The sequence below is a fragment of the Rickettsia tamurae genome (assembly GCF_000751075.1).
GTDB classification, from domain to species: Bacteria; Pseudomonadota; Alphaproteobacteria; order Rickettsiales; family Rickettsiaceae; genus Rickettsia; species Rickettsia tamurae.
Genome location: NZ_CCMG01000008.1, coordinates 18503 through 40410 on the forward strand (window position 1 = coordinate 18503; position 21908 = coordinate 40410).

Consider the following 21908-nt stretch of genomic DNA (forward strand, 5'->3'; position numbering starts at 1 on the left):
TTTTTATGGTATTGTTGCGTACCGGAGTCGTCATTGCGAGGAAATTGCATAGCAATTGACGAAGCAATCTCAGGAGTTTGTTATTATTTCATGAGATTGCCACGTCGCCTACGGCTGCTCGCAATGACGATTTTGACAACGTTCCTCAAGCCACAGAATGACAACGAAAAAACGGACAATATATTATGAAAATACAGTCAAATATTATAAAAATAATTATTGTAATTAGCTTATTAATAGGAGTAGGAGCATTATATTTATTGCTATCTTTAAAAACTCCTGACAAACCGCTTGCCGGTCAAGTTAATATCTATGAAGATAACGTAAAAATCGGCGGCGATTTTGAGCTAACTGACCAAAATGGAAAGATATTTAATAGTGATAAGTTGGAAGGCAATTTAAGTCTCATTTACTTTGGTTTCACTTCTTGTCCTGACATATGCCCGACCTTTCTAAATAAGATGACGGAGATTGTAGAAATTTTAAGTAAACATAACATAGATATTCTACCTGTTTTTATCACTATTGATCCAAAACGTGATACACCGGAAGTACTTAAAGAATATCTAAAACATTTTCATCCAAAATTTATAGGTCTTACCGGTAACGAGCAACAGATAAAAGATGTAACCGATAAATTCAAGGTTTTCTATGCTCGTGTAAATGGTGATGATGACGACCCGAACTATATGCTTGATCATTCATCTTTTACCTATTTAATCGATGCAAACGGAAAATATCTGAAACATTTCTATTTAGATTCTTCACCTAAGGAAATTATGAAGTTTTTAAAAGGCAATTAATGAGTAGTTATATATTAGCTGCATATTTATTTACTTTTTTAGTTTTAACGATATTGTTAATTGCAAGTTTTTTAAATTACAAGTCATTGAAAAATAAACAGAACTTTAATGCAAAAGAGAGTAAGAAATAGATTAATAACAATAATTATTTGTTTCTGCTCAGCATGTTTAGGAATTAGTATAATACTTTACAATTTAGAGAAAAATATAGTATTTTTTTTGCCGCCGTCAAAGATTAATGAAATAGAACAAGGCAAAGAGTTAAGAGTCGGTGGGCTTGTTAAAACAGACTCAATAAATAAAATTGCTGCTGATAAGACAAGTTTTGTTATTACCGATAATATTAAGGATTTAGAGGTATTATACCAAGGTGTAGTCCCTGCCCTATTTCGGGAAGGACAAGGAATTATTGCCATCGGGCAATTATCGGATGGGAAATTTATAGCAAGACAATTACTTGCAAAGCACGATGAGAATTACAGACCTCCGAGTTAAAATACTCGGTGTCATACCGTGGCTTGACCACGGTATCCATAAAAACAACTTAAAACACAGGTTGTTTCAACATTTTTAACTGGATGCCGTGTGCTCAAGCCACGGCATGACAAAAACAAAACAAAAAACATGTTTATAGATAAAATCAAAGCAAAAGCAAATAATGACGAAATAAATGTAATTATTGAAATTCCGATGAATAGTGGTCCAATCAAATATGAATTTGACAAAGAATCAGGAGCGGTTTTTGTTGATCGCTTTATGCAAACCACTATGAGCTATCCATGTAATTACGGTTTTATTCCTCATACTCTTTCAAATGACGGCGATCCCGTAGACGTACTTGTTGTAGCTCATCATCCGGTAGTGCCTGGGTCGGTTATAAAATGCCGAGCAGTCGGCGTATTGATGATGGAAGACGAATCAGGGCTTGATGAGAAAATAATCGCAGTACCAACTTCTAAGCTCGATATTACTTTTGATCATATTAAAGAGCTAGATGATTTATGTGACATGCTCAAGAAACGTATCGTGCATTTCTTTGAGCATTATAAAGATTTAGAAAAAGGTAAATGGGTTAAAGTTACCGGATGGGAAAATAAAGCAAAAGCCGATAGCTTGATTAATGAAGGTATAGACAGGGCAGGAGCGTAGAGCAACGCTGTCATACCGTGGTCAAGCCACGGTATGACAGCGCGTACGTTTTTTGATCCATGCAATAACATTAAAATAAGATAAAAAACAAACAGTGGCCGACTTCTTGCATAACGAAGCTAATAAAGAGGAATTTGAAGGAAACACGGAACGCAGCACCGCAACGTACACTTTAGTACGTGAGGATGCGAGTACCGGATTGACGCACAAATTACCTTTAGAAGCAAGTTATGCAAGAAGTCGATTATTTCGTTCAGGAGTCGTAGTAGCTTTTTTTACACTAATTTCTCGCATATTCGGGCTTGTGCGTGAACAATTTATCGCATCATTATTCGGCTCTACGCCTATGGGTGATAGCATTAATGTTGCTTTTAAACTACCGAATCTATTTAGAAGAATTTTTGCAGAAGGTGCATTATCAAGCGTATTCATTCCTATTTATAATGAAAAAATGCTTATTTCTAAGAAAGCCGCTAATAATTTTTCAGGTGAGGTTTTTACCCTTCTACTTCTGACATTAATAGTAATAATAGCATTAATGCAAATCTTCATGCCACAATTAATGCTGTTTATTGCTCCTGGATTTCACGGTAAAAAAGAAAAGTTTGAGCTTACAGTGTTTTTATGCCGAATTACAATACCTTATTTAATATTTGTTTCATTAACGGCTCTACTTGGCGGAATATTAAACTCCGTAAAGAAATTTGCAGCTTTTGCTTTTTCACCGATTATTTTAAGTGTATGCGTAATAATTTTTACTCTAACATTTGACAATTATACTATCTCAATTAGCTTATCTTTAATAATTGCCGGAATATTACAAGTTTCTTTTATGTTTGTCTGTGTGAAAAGAGCGGATTTAAACTTTCCGATAATTTTTAACCCAAGCGATCCCGATGTAAAAAAGCTTTTGATTAATATGGGACCGGCGACCATTAGCTCCGGCGTACAGCAATTAAACCTTTTCATATCCCAATCTATTGCTAGCTTTATTGAAGGTGCTATTTCTATATTATCTTATGCCGACCGGATATATCAATTTCCTTTATCGATAATAGGTACTAGCTTCTCTACTATATTGCTACCTGAGCTGTCAAAAATATATAAATCAAATGATATAGTAGCTGCAAAAAAAATACAGAATAACGCTATTAGAATGGGGCTATTGTTATCATTGCCTGCTACATTCGGTATTACAATTCTATCTCATCCGATTATTAATATAATTTATGAAAGAGGAGTATTCACGAGCCAAGATACTACAAATACAGCTGAGGCTATTTCTGCGTTTGCACTTGGGCTTCCTGCTTTTGTCTTGGCAAAAATTTTAACTCCTATTTTTTATGCTAACGGAGATACTAAAACACCGCTCAAAATAACCTTATTTTCAATAATAATTAATATCGGTATAAATCTATTATTAATGGATTCTTTGAAACATATCGGTATTGCAGTCGGTACATCTATTGCAGCTTGGTATAATCTAGGTTTATTATATAGCTATACTACAAAACAAAATAAGCTACATATAGAAGCCGGTATAAAGCTTTTCTGTGGTAAAATTTTGTTATGCTGTACATTAATGTCTATTATAATTGCTTTAATAAAGCATTATTATTTAGAATATTTTTATTCGGAATATTTACTGATTAAGGTCTGTATGCTAGGCAGTACAATTGCAGTTGGAATGGGAGCATTTTTCGGCATGGCATATTTATTAAAAGTGGTTAATTATGATAATAACAAGAAATAAGCACCAATCAAATTATCAGGATTTGCTAAAAACCTTAGCTATTATAGCCATGATTATTGATCATGTGGGTTTATATCTATATCCCGAATTAACGATTATGCGGATCATAGGTCGTACAGCTATGCCGGTATTTTGCTTTTTTGCCGGTTATAATTTTCATGATAAGCCAAAAACCCATATAATAATATTCGGTGTTTTGCTACAAATATATACCACTGTGCTATTTAAACAGTTTCTTACTACAAATATTCTAATCTCTATCTATTTAGGGCAATGGTATATTTATTATTTTCGTAATTCTTTAACTCGCTTTTTCTATAGCGGTTATTGTCATGCAATTATAATGGTAATATTGTGGTATATTAGCTGGGCTTTGATTGATTACGGGACTCTTGTAATTGCTATAATTATACTTGGATTTATTTCAAAACATGAACAGGCAAATCTAAAACTTTGCTGTTTTATAGCAATTTTTGCTTCTTTCGTGCATTCAACTCTTTTTACTCTTGCAATTTCCTTTAATGAGTTTAATTTTTCAAATACTGACTTAATTTTAAACCTCACTTTTTTAACAATTACCTATATATTAATGATCATAAGCGATTATTCACAAAAAATACCGATAAATTTAAAATGGGTAAGCCGAAATGTTTTATATATTTACTGCATACAAATTATGATCTTACAATTCATATTTATCTATAAATACACATATGGTTTTAAAAATTGGTAAGTAAACATTAATAATTAGTGACAGTGGTCCTAGATTAATATTAATATGATTTAGATAATGTTGATAATATGGATTTGATAGATCGTCTAATTTCGGATAATGAACAATATAAAGAGCAATTTAGAAAAAACAAACTATTTAAAATTAAGTTAGATAGTACTCTACAAAAAAATAAATTTCTTAAACATTTTCGGATTTGGTCAGACGAATTTCAAAAAATGGTATTAGCAAGAGTAGTGTTTTCTGAAACAAAAGAATTTAAACAACTTGCATGGGAGCATCTTACCGATGAATTTGGACATAATATAGAATTATCCCAAAATCTAGAAAATGGTGAAGAAACTACAGATTCTATTTTTGAGGCCTTAGGTTCTTGGTTTACACTAAAAATGATAACTCTTGGAGATAGTGAAAGAGCCGTCCTTGTCCATTTAGTAATAGAGTCTTGTGCTACTATATTTTATGAAAAATTAGGATCAATATTTTTTAATCATAAAGCAGCAAAACATTTCAAAACACATATGCATCTTGATCCTGAACATGAACAAATGGGAATAGATTTATTAAAACAAATAAATATTAATGATTCTTCTTTACTCAATATTCAAAAAAAGGCTGGGATATGATTGAAGCTCTGTTTACTAGACTTGCTGAAATCATACAGGATTAGCTTTATCTACCTAACTAATGTAAATAAAAACTAATTAATTGACATTTAAATCCATTATATGTATATTACTAAAGCTTATTTATATATTAAAAATTTTTAATATATAAGCTATATGAATATTAAACAATATTAATGGATTTAAGTTATGCCAATACTTCGCGTACTAACAGCAACACCAAAAAGCATTTTTAATAAACTTACTTATAAATACGATTTAGCTACTACTATACGTGCTTATAATGCTGTAAATATATCTCTAGATGAAGCTTTCAAAACTTCATTACAAAATAATTCTTACAAAACTGCAAAACTACTACTTTCATCAGGTCAACTTAATCTTAATTATAAGGACGCCCAAGGAAATTCAGTTTTAATGAATATACTTCAATCACAAAATACCCCTCTACTAAAAAATTATTTTAGCAAGGCAAAAGTAGAAACTGATTTTAAATTATTTCCTTTAATACCTAATAATAACGGTGAGACAATTTATAATATTGCTGCAGCAGCAGACAATAAAAAAGTTTCAAAAATTCTTTATCATAAAATAGCAGAGCTTCATGATCTTAATAAAATAGTAATCCAATCCTCTGCTAACAGAATAGATTCAAATACTTTAGATTTAGATTCTCCTCCACCTTATAATCTTTCATATTATGATAGTGCTACCCATATGACAGGAGAAATACTAGAAGGCAATTAAATCCTACGAAAGCATTATTGAGTGAATAAAAATTGTCATTGCAAGCGACTAAAAGGAGTGTGGCAATCCAGAAAAAATAATAAAAAAATTCTTTAGATTAGGATTTTTTACTGGATTGCTTCGTTAATTACTTATGTAATTTCCTCGCAATGACGAAAATCACTAAACCTAAACCAAATCGCTTACTTGCGATTTGGCGAAGAGCTTTATCTGAAAGTTAACAAAATTTAAATTACCTTTTGAGCCTATTTCCGCAAATTTATGAGCTTTAAGAAGTAGGTCATAATCGTCCGCTAAATCGGCAAAGAAAAATTCGATTTCGCCGCTTTGTTTTACTCCTAAAATCTCACCACTACCTCGAAGTTTTAAATCCTGCTCAGCTATATAAAATCCATCATTAGTTTGTTTCATTATCTCAAACCTACCTCGGGCAACTTTTCCAAGCCTTTTAGGATTATATAACAATATACAATATGACTGCAAACTACCCCGCCCTACTCTACCTCTAAGCTGATGAAGTTGAGCGAGACCAAACTGCTCAGCATTTTCAATAATTATTAAGGTGGCTTCAGGTACGTCTATTCCGACTTCAATAACGGTTGTTGCAACTAATATCTTAATTTCACCTTCCTTAAATTGCTTCATTATTTGGTCTTTCTGCTCGTTCTTCATCTTACCATGAATAATACCGGTATAACCTTGATAGATATTTTCAATAGAGTTAAAACGATTCATCACATCCATCAATAAACTATCCTCTTCCTCCACTGGTGTCATCCCACGAGCTTGTAGCGGGATCCAGTCAAAATTACTAGCATTATAAGTTGTTTTTTGGATACCGCAGTCAAGCCGCGGTATGACAACAGGGGGTTTTCCCTGCTCTATCAATGGACATATCCAATATACCCGCTCACCTACTACAAGTTTCTTGTTTATTGCTTCGATAATATGCTCTATCTTGTTAACGGACATAGTGTTCGTAGCGATAGGTAAACGATTTCTCGGCTTACCCATTAGCTTTGAGATACTCATATCGCCAAACATAGTAAGTGCAAGACTCCGAGGGATTGGTGTAGCAGTCATAACTAATACATCGGGATTTACTCCTTTATTTATTAGATTCAAACGCTGCTGCACTCCGAATCTATGCTGCTCATCGATCACTATATAACCTAGCTTATTAAAACTTACTTTCTCTTGAAATAACGCATGAGTACCGACTAATATATCAATCTCACCACTTTCAAGCTGCAGCATAATATTTTTGCGAACTGACCCAAGAATCTTACCGGTAAGCAATGCAACCCTTATATCAGTATTTTTTAATGCTTTAACAAAAAACTCGTAATGCTGGTTAGCAAGCAAATCGGTTGGAGCCATAAGAGTTGCTTGAAACCCGGCTTTCACGGTATTTACCATCGTAAGCAAAGCTACCAAAGTTTTACCTGAGCCGACATCGCCTTGCAACAATCTCATCATTTCTACTTTATCGCTTTGATCAAACTCTATTTCTTCTATAACCTGCTTTTGATAAGAAGTTAACTCAAATCCTAGCTCATTTAATATATTTGCTTGAATGGCTGCAGCTTTAGGGTAAATATTACCTTGTCTTCTACTTATTTGCGTACGTACATTTAAAAGAGATATTTGATTAGCGATAAGCTCCTTAGCTGCTAGTTGTTTTTTGGCCGACTCAGTGTCATCCCACGGCTTTATTGTATTGCTTGGGGTTGTCATCCCGCGGCTTGACCGCAGGATCCAGTTGTTGTTATGGATACCGTGGTCAAGCCACGGTATGACAGCCTCACTTACATGCAACATTTTCAAATTCTGCAATATAATATCTAAATAATCTTTTACTTCTTTATCTTCTATACTCTTACATTTCTCTTCAAATATCTCTATTGCTTTTATGATATACGAATATAGCTGTTTGTTACTCAGTAAATATGTCAGGGAATAAATCGGCTCTATTTCCTTTGCAAGCTTAGGATTAGTAATAAATTCAGGATGTGAAATCTGCAAATAATGATCAAAAAATTGTACTTTCCCGCTGATAATATGAGAAGTACCAATTTTTAACTTGTTAAAAATAAATGGAGGGGGCTTATGGAAAAACACTAATAACAACGAACCGGTATCATTGCTAGCCGTAATCTTTAACGGCTGATGGCTTTTTTTCGGTAAATTAATGCTCTCAATTACAATTTCCGTTTGGATTATTTCACCGTCTCTAACTTCGGTTAAATTAGGTGATAATATTTTATTTTGATAAGAAACGGGTAGATAAAATAATAAATCCCGAATATTGTTAATACCAAGCCTTTTAAGAGCAGATACGGTATCTTCACGTATATTAATGAACGTTTTTACAGAAGAGAATAAAAATTTTTCTAGAATAGTTAGCATATATAGTCATATATCATTACTTTAATATCATGATTACATATATACTTTAAAATAAGTAGAGAGTTAATAAAAAAATAAGTGTCCTTATGTTATGCCTACGAAAGCATTGCCTACGTGGATCAGTTTTTTCAGTGTCATCCCGCGACTTGATCGCGGGATCCAGCTTAAAATACTAAAATTTTAGTATTTTAAGCTGTTTTTCTGGATACCGTGGCAAGCCACGGTATGACACCGAACGCATTTTTAGATCTACACAACAACGCCCGCTCGTAATGACGTTTTTTGCAATGCTTATAAATCTAATTTTAGCCCTGCTCTAAGAATAGCTGAGGATTTTAAAGGCATACCTTCGATAAATCTGGCTGTTTTGTAACCGCCTGAGCCGACTATCTTAAATGTTTCATTTAAGCTAAGCTCAAAATTAACTGCTCCAAGTCCACCTTGTTTACAGCTCTCTTTTAAAGGAGTAGCGGTTAACATTTTAGGCTGATTCCAAAATGCCGCTTCTAAACCTAAACCGATAAAATCAAATTTGACTAAGTTATTAGCTTTAACTCCGACACCGTAAGACTTAAATTTCTGATTTTTGCCGTAATTAACATTAACTTGAATATATTTGTTATCAACAACAAAATGGTTAACTAAACCACGCTCTAAACCGTATGGAGCAAGTATCGCTCTAGTAGCCGGTAAATATTTAACCGGTCCTAATCAATCATCGGAATATCATTTAAGTTAGTATTCATTACAAATGAATAACCTGAATAAACTAAAAACGGATCAAATAAATCTAAAAAGCATATGAACGAATTTTATTTTTAGTAATATAATTTTTACCGTATATGGAGTTAATCGCTTTTACATATGCATTTATATCATTACCGCTTTTATCTTTGCCATCAAACTTAGTGCTAAAAATATAACTTGCTTGATCTAGTCTTGTCCATAAATAACCTATACCGTAAGTAGGATTAATTTTGTTACTTGCCATATATCTATCTTTAATATTTTCAGATAGTAAATAACTTGCTTGAATCCCCACTGTATCTATAGCAATTTGCTTATGAACTTGCAAAGAATTAAAATCTTTAGCTTTAAAATACGTTGTACCCTCAAAAGGATCTACCTCATATTTTGTTACTTTTAAGTCAAATTCTCTTGCTCTTGCTCCATGACCTCCTATTTCATGATTACCTACCATAATCCAAGATGTAGCAGTAAATCTTGTAATATAACTTAAGATCTTCATAGCTATATTATTTGAATCGGCAAATATAGCATCATCTAATTGACGGTAACCTTCAATCAATGACATAGCAGCATCGCTATTCGCTCTTGAGGACATATCTTTATCATAAGTAACTACATAGCTATAATTTTTTCTAGAATTTTCTTGAACTGTCATATCATCATCAATATTTGATGCAGTTGCTAATACTGATGATGAATATAAAAGACAAGTAGCAATAGTTAAATTTAATTAAGTAGTCACGATATATACTATTTTAAATTTGTAAAGTATTTTTTTAATATACCAAACGTAGGTATGTATGTCCTTGACTTCTTTTGAAAATCCTCCTAATTTCTTAAATAATAGATATTAAATAATTTAAAATTTATGAATAAAATCTATCCTTCGGCTGAAGCTGCTCTTGAAGGACTTCTTTATGACGGCATGACTATAATGTCCGGTGGCTTTGGTTTATGCGGTATTCCTGAAAATTTAATAAATGCACTTCTTAAAAGCAATGTTCAAAATTTAACAGTTATAAGCAATAATTGTGGTGTTGACAATTTCGGACTTGGGCTTCTTCTTCAAACTAAACAAATCAAAAAAATGATTTCTTCGTATGTCGGAGAAAATAAGATTTTTGAACAACAATATCTTGATAAAGTACTTGAGCTTGAATTAAACCCACAAGGAACTTTAGCTGAACGAATTAGAGCTGCTTGCATGGGAATTCCGGCTTTTTATACTAAAACAGGTATAGGTACAATCGTAGAGGAAGGTAAAGAAACAAAGGAGTTTAACGGCGAAAAATATATAATGGAAACTGCCCTTCAAGCCGACCTTGCTATTATTAAAGGCTTTAAAGCCGATAAAAGCGGCAACGTGATTTACAATAAAACAGCAAGAAACTTTAATGTAGTCATGGCAGGTGCCACTAAAGTTACGGTTTGTGAAGTAGAGGAAATAGTTGAGGTGGGAGAGCTTGACCCTAACAATATTCATACACCTAATATTTTTATACAAAGATTAATAGTAGGTGAAAAATATGAGAAACGTATTGAGCAATTAACTGTCAGGGAAAAATAAGATATGGCTTGGAGCAAAGAAGAAATTTATCAAATAACCGCAGAGGAACTTAAAGACGGGTTATATGTCAATCTTGGTATAGGTATGCCTACGCATGTAGCAAATTATATAACTAAAGGAGTGAATGTAATATTTCAAAGCGAGAACGGTATGCTTGGTATGGGACCGTTTCCTTACGCAGGAGAGGAAGATCCTGATTTAATTAACGCCGGTAAGCAAACTATCACCGCTATTCCTGAAAGTAGCTATTTCGACAGTAGCTTTTCATTCGGGATGATTAGAGGTTCGCATATTGATTTAACTATTTTAGGGGCTATGCAAGTCTCACAAAAAGGCGATCTTGCCAACTGGACTATCCCAGGCAAAATGGTTAAAGGTATGGGAGGAGCTATGGATTTAGTCACTAACACCAAAAGAGTAGTTATTATAATGGAACATAACGCAAAAGACGGCAGTGCTAAATTATTAAAAGAATGTAGCTTTCCGTTAACAGGCAAAAAAGTAGTTAACAGAATAATTACCGATCTTGGAATTTTTGATATTGATAAAGATGAAATGATATTAGTTAGAAAGGCTGATGATGTTACTATTGAGGAAATAAAGTCTAAAACTGAAGCCGAGTTTATAGTTAATTTATAATATGGAGAATAAAATGGTTAAAGTAGCTATCGTATATTATAGTGGATATGGTCATACTGCAAAAGTAGCTGAAGAACTAAATAAGAGCGTAAAAGAAGCAGGAGCAAATGTTTCTATTATACAAATAAATAAAGATAAACCTGAAAATATCGATTGGGATTGATAACCTGGTCAGGACTTATGACTCAATCTAACCACAAATCTTCTCCTGATATTACTCCTACTCAAGGTGATCTAAAAACTGCTAATTTATTTGGCAAAAGAATAGTTGAAATAACTAAGAAGTTTAAAGGGTAGAGCCCAAATCGTCACGAGCTAAGCGACTGCAGACTTTGTTGCGTGGACCGCTTTTTCTCTTGTCATCCTGCGACTTGACCGCGGGATCCAGTCTTTTTAAACTTTTTTATGAATACCGTGGCCAAGCCACGGCATGACACCGAATGCGTTTTTCGATCCACGCAACAAAACCCAATCAAAGAAATAACATCTTAATTAACTTCTCACAAATGATGGTTTTTGTGAGCTCCTATTATTTTTATTTAGAATTTTTTGAGCATGCGTAGTCGTTTTAGCATCTCGTTCTCCTTTAGTTTTTAGAATTTTTGATTTATTACTATTAACACTAACATCACTCCAGTTACCGCTATCGCTTTCACTGCCACTACTACTATCACTCACCTCTATAAGAACTCTTCGTGCTAAAATTGATGCAACTCCATCAGGTTTGTTAACATTCTGATTCTGAGCAGGCTTACTATGAGAATGTGCAACCGGTTTTCCTGTATTAGGATCAAATTCAACTTTTTTTAGTTTGTGTTCACCTCTTATGGACTGCAGCAATAAATCTCTAGAATCTTGTGCCTTAACATCCGTTTTTTCAACTTTTCTTAGATTTTTTGGTCCTGCTATTTCTCTCATTAAATCAGAAGTATCTATAGAAGGACGTGGTTGATTCTCCGGTTTTTTAACCGTAGTAGCTCCTACAGGCTTAAATAATGTCTCAGTCTGAGCCGGAGGCATAGGAGGCGGTGGCGGAATGTTATTTCCCGGTAAAGGAGGAGGCGGCGGTATTACATTATTTTCCAAAGGTTTAGCTAGGGACGAATTTACTAATATTGGTTCTTTTTTTGAAGTCATGTGATTTGTAAGGTTACTTACTATCTTTTGTAACTCCTCATTGTCAGGTAACTTTGCAATTATATCATTAATATTTCTTTCTTTATTTTCAATTAATTCCTCAAATTTATGCTTCGTTTTATATAATTGTTCATCAATCTTTCTAATTGTTCTAGCATTACTTTCTTTGTTTTTTGCTAAAACCTGCTCATTATTATTTACAAAAACATTTTTAACATTTTGCCAAATATTATTTAACTTTTCAAAAAATGTATAAGGTATTTCTTCCCTAATTTCAGCAACCTGTTTTTGTATTTCTTTAAGTTCTTTGATATTAGAATTTTCGGATATTAAATTTTGGATGTTTTGTTTTGTAGCATTTAAAGAATTATATTGTTTCTCTAGTTCTTCAGCATTAATGAATTGTAAGGGATTTGTCATATGTAGAGTTGAGAATCTTTCAGGCTTACTCTTATAACTAAAAAATACTTCCGATAATCTTTCTCTTTGATCTTTAGATAAATCTTTCTTTGTTAAATCCTTAAAATTTTTTTCGATTTCTTCTTGTAATTCTTGCTTTAAAGGTGCAGATTTTTCCGCTATATTATATATCTTATTATCAATATCTTTTAATATTTTATTATTATACTTTATTGCTTCATTTGTTAACTGTTCTTCACTTTTTATAAAAATATACTTTACATTAGAAACTGTTTTTACAAATCTTTTAAACCAAGACAGCGATCTGTTACGTTCTTTTTCTAGTTCTTTAGTTTCATTTTGTATTTCAATTAAACCTTGCAACTTCTTATTTTGTTCGCATAATTCGTTTACTTGACCTAATATAGTATTTAAAGCATTATTTTCTTGTGCTAATAATTTATTTATATCTATTTCTTTAGTCATGCCATACCTACTATTAAATTAATGTCGGTATTAATTATAGTAAATTTCTTGTACAAAAGCAAAGAGAAAGTTAATGTATTTTTGATAAATAAAAAGTAGATAGACGAAGTTTAATTTGAAAAAGAGCAAGGAGTCTATAAGTCAAGGAACGCAGAGTGTAATAATATGTGAGTATCATTGAGCTTATAAGACTTTGTGCTAATTTTTCAAATTAAACGAGTATAGTTAACGTAATTTTAAGGATGATAAGCCTATAAGAGCAAATATGACTGAAATAATCCAAAATCTTATTACGACCTTTGATTCTGCCCAGCCGTGTTTTTCAAAATGATGATGGAGCGGTGCCATTCTAAATATTCTTTTTCCTTTAGTAGCTTTAAAGTAATATACCTGTAAAATTACGGATGCCGTTTCAATAACAAACAAGCCGCCGACTATAGCTAAAACTATTTCATGCTTAGTAATGATGCTAATAATACCAAGCACACCGCCAAGACTTAGACTACCAGTATCGCCCATAAAAACTTCTGCCGGTTGTGCATTAAACCATAAAAATCCAAGGCAGCTACCGACTAATCCCGCACATAATACCGTTAACTCTCCGGTATTCGGTATATAGGTTAGCTGTAAGTAGTTCGAGTAAATTAGATTTCCTACTAAATAACTTATTAAAGCAAAAGAACCGGCAGTAAAAGCAATAGGAACGGTAGCAAGACCATCAAGACCATCCGTTAGATTCACGGCATTAGAAGAGCCAACTATAACAAATATAGCAAAAACTATATAAAAATAACCAAGATCCAAACTTAAATTTTTAAAAAACGGTACGTTAAGTAAATGACTTGGATTTTTATCGGTATATTCTAGTAAAACACATATGATTAAGCTAATAATTCCTTGCAGTAAAAGTTTACTTTTTCCTCTTACCCCGTAATGGTTATTTTTAGTTACCTTAGCATAATCATCCATAAATCCTATAATACCGAAACTAATAAAACCAAATAACGTAATCCAAATATATTTATTAGTTAAATCAGCAAGTAATAAAGTAGAAAGACAACTAGACAAAATAATCATAATGCCCCCCATTGTCGGAGTACCTGCTTTTGTTTGATGCGATTCAGGTCCGTCTGAACGTATAGGCTGACCGTTTTTTTGAAGAGATCGCAGAAATTTTATTAATATCGGACCTATGATAAAGCTAAGGCTTAGAGTTATAATAATAGCAAGCCCGCTACGAAAAGTAATATAGTGAAATAAATTAGCTATATGTAAATTATGGATATGAGGAAGTAAAAGATTGTATAACATTTGTAGATTTAAATTAAAAAGTATATTTAAGGCATTATTGTGTGGCTAGAAAAACGCACTCGATGTCATACCGTGGCTTGACCACGGTATCCATCTTTTCACTAGACCCCGTGATCAAGTCACAGGGTGACATTAAAGGTTACTGGATTCCCGCCTACGCGGGAATGACATAGTGATACATACAATATTAAGAATATCCTAGTGTATTTATTTATAATAATCAACAATCTTATCAAGTTTTACACCTCTTGAGCCTTTTATTAGGATAAGCTCATTACCTTCAAATAAATCCGTAATATGCGTAATTAATTCATCAACATTTTTAAAGTATTTTTTAGCTATTTTGGAAGGTAGTAAATCATAAATATATTTAGTATTTGCTCCTACTAAATAGACCTTAGAACAAGCAGCATCTAATATATAAGGCACTAGTTCCTCATGTAACCGTTTAGAATTTTCCCCTAGCTCTAGCATATCGCCTATTATAGCAGTTTTATTCTCGGCAGGTACCTGTTTTAAATATTCTAATGCAGCTTTCATTGACTGCGGACTTGCGTTATAGTAATCACAAATTACACGACAATTTTGTATATTGATAATTTCCCCTCTTCCTTTAGTAGGAGAAATATTTGCTAAGTTATTTGCAGCTATCTCTATATCTTTACCTAATATATCGATAATTAAAAGTACACCGGTATAATTTTCGGCAAAATACCGAGGAATAAACGGTATAGTTAGATCTAAGACTTTATTATTTATCTTATACTTTAAGTAGACTTGCTCTCCTAGGTTCTCATATAAAACTAATTCTGCTGAAGTTTTAGATGATCTACCGAAGCTATGTATATCGGTGATAGAAAGTTTTTTTAATATCGATAATATTTTGTTATAGCAATTAGTATCGGCATTAATAACGGCAATATCATTTTTGCTAAAATTTTCAAAAATCTCACATTTAGCTTCTGCTACCTCTTCAAGCGAGTTAAAAAATTCTAAATGAGCTTCCGAAATATTAGTAATCATAGCAATATTCGGCTTTAATATTTGAACCAGCTCCCTTATCTCGCCTTTATGGTTCATGCCAAGCTCAAAAATAGCATATTCCGTATCATCAGCCATTGATGCAAGATTAATAAGTAATCCCAAGTGATTATTGAAGTTACCTCGGCTAGCAAAAACTAGACCCCTTATATAACTTGCTTCTAAAGGTAATTTGTACGTCAATCCGGTACTCACATCCTCACGTACTAAAGTGTACGCTGCGGTGCTACGTTCCGTGTTTCCTTCAAATTCCTCTTTATTAGCTTCGTTATATAAGGGGTCTAATGATTTATAGTTAGTCTCAGTTAGTAGTGTTTTTAAAGCTTCTTTGGTAGAAGTTTTACCGACGCTACCGGTGATAGCGATGAATTTAGCTTTTGAATTCTCCCGTTTATATAAAACCATTTTTTGTAGAGCTTCAAAACAATCCTCAACTAAGATAATTTTATCTTTATCTGCTATATCTATTTGCTTGCTAACGATTACGGCTACTGCTCCTTTATCTATTGCATCTAGAACATAATCGTGACCGTCTCTATTACCTTGAAGTGCTATAAATAAGTCACCTTTTTTAACGTCTTTGGAGTTAAATTGCACTTCATTACAATTTATAGAGTTAGAGATTGTTATACCTAGTGCTTTATTTAAAGTTTCAGAATTCCAAATCATGTGTTTTTGTTACTTATGTGTTGCTGTATGGCCTTTAAAAAGCATTCCGTGTCATCCCGTGGCTTGTCCACAGGATCCAGTAAAAAAAATTATAAAATAATTTTTTCATATAAATCATGCCATTCTGGATTTTGAGACTCAATTAAATTTAATTTCCACTGTCTTTTATATTCTTTTAATAATTTTTCACGACTAATTGCAGCTATAATATCGTCATATTGTTCAAAATAAACTAATTTATTTATATTATACTTAGAAGAAAATCCTTTGATTATTTTATGTTTATGCTCATAAGTACGTTTTATAATATTTGAAGTCACGCCAATATATAGTGTACCATTACGTCTACTAGCTAATATATATACATAATTTTGTTTCATTATATTATTAAATTTCTGGATACCGGGGACAAGCCCCGGTATGACAATGTGTGCTTTTTTCGATCCATGCAACAACGCCGGTCAAGCTACGGGATGACAGGCTTTTATACACTTACTTACAACCTCAGCATCATCAAAAGGTAATTTCTTATCGCCTATAATTTGGTAATTTTCATGACCTTTGCCGGCAATTAATAAGATATCATCTTGTTTTAAATTATTTATACCGTATTTAATAGCCTCTTCTCTATTTGCTATTTCTGTATAATCTGCTTTATCTATACCGCTTATGATTTCAGTTCTAATAAGCTTTGGGTTTTCATTGCGTGGATTATCATCTGTAATTATGATGGTATCGGCAAGTTTTGCGGCTATTTGCCCCATAATACTTCTTTTTGTCTTATCACGATTACCGCCGCAGCCAAAAACTACACTTAGCTTACTATCACGTAATTTAATATTTTTCAGCTCCGTTAAAGCTTTTTCAAGAGCATCCGGAGTATGGGAATAATCAACGAAAATATTAGTGTTGCCTATTCGCTCCATTCTGCCTTTTACCGGTTTAACTTGCGTTAGAATTTTGATGATTTTATTAAAATCAAATCCGGTATAATGAACACTAAGAGCAGCAATTAATAAATTACTAGCCTGAAAACTACCAATTATCGGGGTATTAAAATTATATTCTCTATTACTAAATGTAAAATTAATATTTTGTCCTTTTAAAGAACCGTTAATTCTAGTTATTTCTAAATCACCTTTTTTCCCAACGGTTATAAATTTAATATTATGATTATGTAGATAATCTTTAACAAACTCTATTTCTTCTATATCAGAATTTAATATTGCAAGACCGCCATGTAATAAATGATCAGTAGACATCTTTCCAAACTTCGCTTCTAGAGGTAATTTATACGTCGATCCGGTACTCGAATCTGCACGATCGCTTGTATACGCTGCGGTTCTGCGTTCCGTGTCTCCTTTAAATTCCTCTCTATAAGCGAATTTGGAAAGATGTCTAGTAAATAATTTCAGTTTGGCTAATAAATAATTTTCTTTTGTATGGTGATAATCTAGATGATCCTGACTAAAGCTAGTAAAACATGCAATATTTACTTTTATTTCCCCAAGCCTTGCTTGATCAAGACCATGGCTAGAAGCTTCAAAAGCTAAATATTCTATACCGTTTTCAGCTAAATTATGAGCAATCTTTCTAAAGCTTAAGTAATCTAAAGTTGTTAATTCCGGTACATCATTTACAAGATTATCGCAGCCAAATATTTCTACCCCTATCGTACCTATAGATGCTGCTTTTTTCCCAAGTAATGAATATGTTTGAGCTATATAGGATATTACCGAGCTTTTACCGTTAGTACCGGTTACGGCTATTAGATTCTTTGGTTTTTTAGGATAGAATATTTCTATGGCTTCATATAAAGCTGCTTGCACATCTTCTACGTAAATTACTTTATCTATAACAATATTTTTTTTATTGTCCGTAATTACTAATGCTGCCGCCTGATCTAAAGCATCCTTAATAAAATCATTTCCATCGACATTTTGTCCTTTAATCGCAAAAAAGATGTCTTTATCCTTAACGGTTTTAGAATTAATCGACAAACCTTTTACATTATGTTGTTGAAATAATTGCTTTAGGTTAGGGAGCATGTTTATTATATTATTATATTTAATGTCATTCCAGCAACGGCGGGAATCCAGTAAAAGCACATTAGGTGTTATCCCGTGGTCAAGCCACGGTATGACACAGTAGGCTTTGCCTCTCTTCGCAATGACACTTAAATTTCTATTAAATTCCAAAGTAGTTGATTTACCTCAACAATTATATTTTTATCTACTAATTTCCTGATAAATACTAATTTATTGTCCGGCTTGATTTTTGCCTGATTAGAGTAAGCACTAACAAATTTTAAAATTTTATCAGTCATATCGGCATTTTTATAAAATTTAATCACAAACCCGTTATCTCCTGAATCTAAATTCTCAATATTTAACTTAAAGCATAATAGCTTTATTTTTACAATATCAAGTAAATTATTAAATTCAATCGGTAGTGAGCCGAATCTATCAATCATCTCATCTTTAAATTTCTCTACTTCTATCTCATTGCTTAAATTACCTATTCTTCTATATAGCCCAAGTTTAAGAGCCGAATCGGATACATAATTATCCGGAATAAAGACGGATAATCCCAAATTAATAGTCGGGATAAAGGGTTGTTCTGAAACAACCGGTTCATCTTTAAAAATAGCTATTTGTTCTTCCAGCATTTCTTGATAGAGTTCTGTACCTACTTCTTTAATTTGTCCTGATTGTTCTTCACCTATCAAATTACCGAAGCCCCGTAAATCCATATCATGGCTTGCAATAGTAAAACCTGAGCCTAAAGCACAACTATTTTGTATTATCTCTAAGCGTCTTAAGGAGTGCGATGTCATCTTTTTATGACTTGCTACCGTTAGATAGGCATAGCCCCGCATTTTACCTCGACCTATTCGACCACGCAATTGATATAGCTGACTAAGACCCAGCATATCGGCCTTATGTATGATCATGGTATTTGCCTCGGTTATATCAATTCCTGATTCTATAATAGTAGTTGAGACTAGTATATCGAATTTGCCGGCATAAAACTCGCTCATAACCTCATCAATTTTACTCGGAGTCATTTTTCCGTGAGCTATTTTATAGCTTAATTCCGGCACGATTTGTTTTAATTGTTTTTCGATATCCTCTATATCTTTAATTCTTGGAACTACATAAAAGCTTCTTCCACCTCTAAAATGTTCGCGTAATAATGCATCTCTGATAATAACGGGATCAAACGGCATAACCGATGTACGAACTTCCAGCCTGTTTAGAGGCGGCGTTGCAATAATGCTAAGTTCTTTTAAACCGGTCATTGACATTTGCAGCGTTCGAGGAATCGGTGTTGCCGACATTGCAAGTACATGGGAAGAGGATTTTAGCGATTTAAGAAATTCTTTTTGACCGACACCGAAATGTTGTTCTTCATCGATTATTAACAATTTCAAATTAAAGAATTTTATATTTTTATGTAATAAAGAATGAGTGCCTATTATTATATTTATTTTACCGCTTTCAAGTTCCGATCTTATAATCTTTGCTTCTTTAGAACTAACAACGCTAGATAATTGCTCGATATTTAAACCAAAACCCTTAAACCTTTCTATGAACCTTGAAAAATGTTGACTACATAAAATAGTTGTCGGTACAACTACGGCTACTTGAGGTAAATGTTCATTTAGAGATTTTGCTACCATAAAGACGGCACGCATTGCTACCTCTGTTTTACCAAACCCGACATCACCGCATATTAACCTATCCATTAACATACCGTTTCTTAGATCTTCTTTAATATCGTTTATAGCGGTTAACTGGTCTTCCGTTTCGCTGAAAGGAAAATTAGCACAAAATTTATCATATTCTTCAAGGTCAAATTCAACGGAAGCACTGCTATTAAGTTTCCTTTTAGCTGCTATTTGTATTAAATGCAGTGCTATCTCTTTTATACGGTTTTTAAGTTTCGCCTTATTTCTTTGCCATGAGACGCTGCCAAGCTTATCAAGCTCCGCATTATCATTGCCGTATTTTTTTATTACCTCTATATTTTCAACGGGTATATATAATTTATCATTACCGGCATATAGAATCTTTAAAAAATCATGCAGTTTACCTTTGATTTCTAAAGCTTCCAGCCTTAAAAACTGCCCTATTCCATGATCTTTGTGTACTACAAACTCACCTTCAGCTAAATTATCAAGCTCCAGCAAGATATTTTTAAGCTTTTTGTTAGTGTTTATAGAACTAGGTTTTTCTTCTAATAATTCGCTAGCGGTAATAAATAAATATTCTTTCGTATAAAAGCTTTGATTTAAAGGAATTATCCCGACATTTATTACTGAAGCCTTAGCCTCATCTAATTTATTTATCTCATTATATTTATATTCATAATTTTGGGTGATACTTTTAACTCTCTCAAGACCGCTTAAAGAAGCTGCACCTATTACGGTTTTTTTAGAAGAATGAGCTTTAATAATCTCAAATAATTTATCGAAAACCGTTTTCTTTTCTATAAAACTTGCAGAACTAATATTTTCAATTAAGCTAGCCTGCTCGGAATTTTCATAACTAATTAATATATTAGACATCTTCCTAAACTTCGCTTCTAGAGGTAATTTAGACGTCGAACCGGTACTCACATCCTCACGTACGCTTTTGTACACTGCGGTGCTGTGTTCCGTGTCTCCTTTAAATTCCTCTCTATAAGCTGGTTTGGAAAGATGTCTATTATTTTTTTGTTCCAGTAATTCCGTTATTTCAGAAGCGGTAAAATATAAGCTAGTCGGTGAAAGGGTGGGATAGAAACTATTAAATTTAAGTTTATTTGCCTCTGACCTTGCCGAATAAAAATCGTTATAACTGTGTTCAAATTCTAAAATGGCTTGTTTTGACAAATTATCGAATATGAAAATAGGATCGTTTAAATAATCTATTAAGTTAGAGCAGGAATTATAAAATAACGGAAGTAATTGTTCATATCCCGAGAATTTTCTTCCCGATATCACCGCCTCATATAAAGGATTATCGGTATGATTAACTCCAAAACTTCGTAAGTAATTATTCTTAAAATTACCGATTGTTTCAGAGTTTAAAACTATCTCATTTGCAGGACTAATAACGAGTTCCGTACAAGATTTAGTCGAAATTTGCGTATCAATATCAAATTCTTTTATTGATTCAATATAATCCCAGCTAAAATTAATTCTATAAGCTTTAGGACCTGGCAATATTATATCAATTATTTCGCCTCTAACCGCAAATTCCCCGACATCGATGCTACTCGCATTTCTTGTAAAGCTATTTTCTACTAGAAACATAGCAAGCTCATCCGTAGTAAATTTTATTTTAGGGGATAATTTCAAAAAATATTTAGAAAAAAAATCTTTCGGAGGTAATTTGTTTAATAAGCTCGCTGCATGAGTGATGAGTAATTTGCCGTTACTATTATTTGTTGTTAGCTTGGTTAATGTTTCTGCACGTCTAGATAAGATATTTGCATTTGGTGACGTATGGTCATAAGGGATGGTATCATAGCTTGGAAAGTAATAAATATTTTCATTAGAAGAAAAAAATAAAGCTTGCTTGTATAATTGCAACGCCTCCTCTTCATTACTTGCACTCAAGATAAAATCTTGCTTAAGATTCTTAGTAAAATTATCGATTGCAAAGAAAGATTTGGCAGCCGCCGGAAATTTTTGTTGTAACAT

General features: G+C 32.8%; 20 protein-coding genes and 1 pseudogene. 11 read left to right on the forward strand and 10 right to left on the reverse strand.

Going from position 1 to position 21908, the window contains the following annotated elements; genetic code table 11:
* Positions 1-185: 185 nt before the first annotated feature.
* From MB29_RS01875 to MB29_RS12415, 7 genes and pseudogenes are all read left to right on the forward strand, one after another.
* Positions 186-803, forward strand: coding sequence for an SCO family protein (locus tag MB29_RS01875; RefSeq protein WP_032138836.1), 618 nt, complete (start codon positions 186-188; stop codon positions 801-803).
* A gap of 108 nt (positions 804-911) precedes the next feature.
* The gene (ccmE, locus tag MB29_RS01880; RefSeq protein ID WP_032138837.1) at positions 912-1298 is read left to right on the forward strand and encodes a cytochrome c maturation protein CcmE; all 387 of its coding nucleotides are present in this window, start codon (positions 912-914) and stop codon (positions 1296-1298) included.
* Positions 1299-1427: 129 nt separating this feature from the next.
* Positions 1428-1952: an inorganic diphosphatase gene (gene ppa / locus MB29_RS01885; protein WP_032138838.1), complete on the forward strand. Its 525-nt coding sequence runs from the start codon at positions 1428-1430 to the stop codon at positions 1950-1952.
* A 199-nt stretch (positions 1953-2151) separates the two neighbouring features.
* On the forward strand, positions 2152-3705 hold the full coding sequence (gene murJ, locus MB29_RS01890) for a murein biosynthesis integral membrane protein MurJ (protein WP_410528031.1): 1554 nt from the start codon (positions 2152-2154) through the stop codon (positions 3703-3705).
* On the forward strand, positions 3686-4438 hold the full coding sequence (locus MB29_RS01895; RefSeq protein ID WP_032138840.1) for a TraX family protein: 753 nt from the start codon (positions 3686-3688) through the stop codon (positions 4436-4438). The genes murJ and MB29_RS01895 overlap by 20 nt, the downstream gene beginning before the upstream one ends.
* A 68-nt stretch (positions 4439-4506) precedes the next feature.
* Positions 4507-5108: pseudogene (locus tag MB29_RS08090) on the forward strand (hypothetical protein).
* A gap of 145 nt (positions 5109-5253) precedes the next feature.
* Positions 5254-5811, forward strand: a complete 558-nt coding sequence (locus MB29_RS12415) for a hypothetical protein (RefSeq protein WP_233418859.1) — start codon at positions 5254-5256, stop codon at positions 5809-5811.
* A gap of 168 nt (positions 5812-5979) precedes the next feature.
* Here the strand turns inward: MB29_RS12415 and MB29_RS14440 are convergent, their stop codons facing one another.
* Together MB29_RS14440 and MB29_RS01915 are read right to left on the reverse strand one after the other, a co-directional pair.
* Complete coding sequence (locus MB29_RS14440; RefSeq protein WP_032138841.1) at positions 5980-8220, reverse strand: ATP-dependent DNA helicase RecG; 2241 nt, start codon at positions 8218-8220, stop codon at positions 5980-5982.
* A 291-nt stretch (positions 8221-8511) separates the two neighbouring features.
* Complete coding sequence (locus MB29_RS01915; protein ID WP_032139034.1) at positions 8512-8700, reverse strand: hypothetical protein; 189 nt, start codon at positions 8698-8700, stop codon at positions 8512-8514.
* A 136-nt stretch (positions 8701-8836) separates the two neighbouring features.
* On the opposite strand from MB29_RS01915, the gene MB29_RS13365 reads away from it, so the two are divergent.
* Entirely contained in the window at positions 8837-8959 is a 123-nt protein-coding gene (locus MB29_RS13365) for a hypothetical protein (protein WP_267881716.1), read from the forward strand.
* A 51-nt stretch (positions 8960-9010) separates the two neighbouring features.
* Here MB29_RS13365 and MB29_RS12420 read toward each other — a convergent pair whose 3' ends face one another.
* Positions 9011-9625, reverse strand: coding sequence for a hypothetical protein (locus MB29_RS12420; protein WP_233418860.1), 615 nt, complete (start codon positions 9623-9625; stop codon positions 9011-9013).
* Positions 9626-9838: 213 nt separating this feature from the next.
* On the opposite strand from MB29_RS12420, the gene MB29_RS01930 reads away from it, so the two are divergent.
* Genes MB29_RS01930 through MB29_RS11280 form a run of 3 tightly spaced genes read left to right on the forward strand, consistent with a single transcriptional unit; the run spans position 9839 to position 11339 of the window.
* Entirely contained in the window at positions 9839-10537 is a 699-nt protein-coding gene (locus MB29_RS01930; protein WP_032138842.1) for a CoA transferase subunit A, read from the forward strand.
* A gap of 3 nt (positions 10538-10540) precedes the next feature.
* Positions 10541-11176: a 3-oxoacid CoA-transferase subunit B gene (locus MB29_RS01935; RefSeq protein WP_032138843.1), complete on the forward strand. Its 636-nt coding sequence runs from the start codon at positions 10541-10543 to the stop codon at positions 11174-11176.
* A gap of 13 nt (positions 11177-11189) precedes the next feature.
* Positions 11190-11339: a flavodoxin domain-containing protein gene (locus MB29_RS11280; protein WP_215426179.1), complete on the forward strand. Its 150-nt coding sequence runs from the start codon at positions 11190-11192 to the stop codon at positions 11337-11339.
* Positions 11340-11668: 329 nt separating this feature from the next.
* Here MB29_RS11280 and rickA read toward each other — a convergent pair whose 3' ends face one another.
* The 7 genes from rickA to mfd all read right to left on the reverse strand — a co-directional run bounded on the left by rickA (position 11669) and on the right by mfd (position 21908).
* The gene (rickA, locus tag MB29_RS01945; protein ID WP_032138844.1) at positions 11669-13198 is read right to left on the reverse strand and encodes an Arp2/3 complex-activating protein RickA; all 1530 of its coding nucleotides are present in this window, start codon (positions 13196-13198) and stop codon (positions 11669-11671) included.
* Between the two features lie 225 nt (positions 13199-13423).
* Positions 13424-14509, reverse strand: coding sequence for a phospho-N-acetylmuramoyl-pentapeptide-transferase (gene mraY / locus MB29_RS01950; RefSeq protein ID WP_032138845.1), 1086 nt, complete (start codon positions 14507-14509; stop codon positions 13424-13426).
* A gap of 34 nt (positions 14510-14543) precedes the next feature.
* A complete protein-coding gene (locus tag MB29_RS09745) occupies positions 14544-14642 on the reverse strand; it encodes a palindromic element RPE4 domain-containing protein (protein WP_084686748.1) in 99 nt (32 codons plus the stop codon).
* A gap of 74 nt (positions 14643-14716) precedes the next feature.
* The gene (murF, locus tag MB29_RS01955) at positions 14717-16219 is read right to left on the reverse strand and encodes a UDP-N-acetylmuramoyl-tripeptide--D-alanyl-D-alanine ligase (RefSeq protein WP_032138846.1); all 1503 of its coding nucleotides are present in this window, start codon (positions 16217-16219) and stop codon (positions 14717-14719) included.
* An 89-nt stretch (positions 16220-16308) separates the two neighbouring features.
* Positions 16309-16599 carry a GIY-YIG nuclease family protein gene (locus tag MB29_RS01960; RefSeq protein ID WP_032138847.1) on the reverse strand — a complete coding sequence of 97 codons (291 nt, stop codon included), beginning with the start codon at positions 16597-16599 and terminating at the stop codon, positions 16309-16311.
* An 81-nt stretch (positions 16600-16680) separates the two neighbouring features.
* Positions 16681-18267, reverse strand: a complete 1587-nt coding sequence (locus tag MB29_RS01965) for a UDP-N-acetylmuramoyl-L-alanyl-D-glutamate--2,6-diaminopimelate ligase (protein ID WP_032139036.1) — start codon at positions 18265-18267, stop codon at positions 16681-16683.
* 128 nt (positions 18268-18395) lie between these two features.
* Entirely contained in the window at positions 18396-21908 is a 3513-nt protein-coding gene (mfd, locus tag MB29_RS08105) for a transcription-repair coupling factor (protein WP_037202944.1), read from the reverse strand.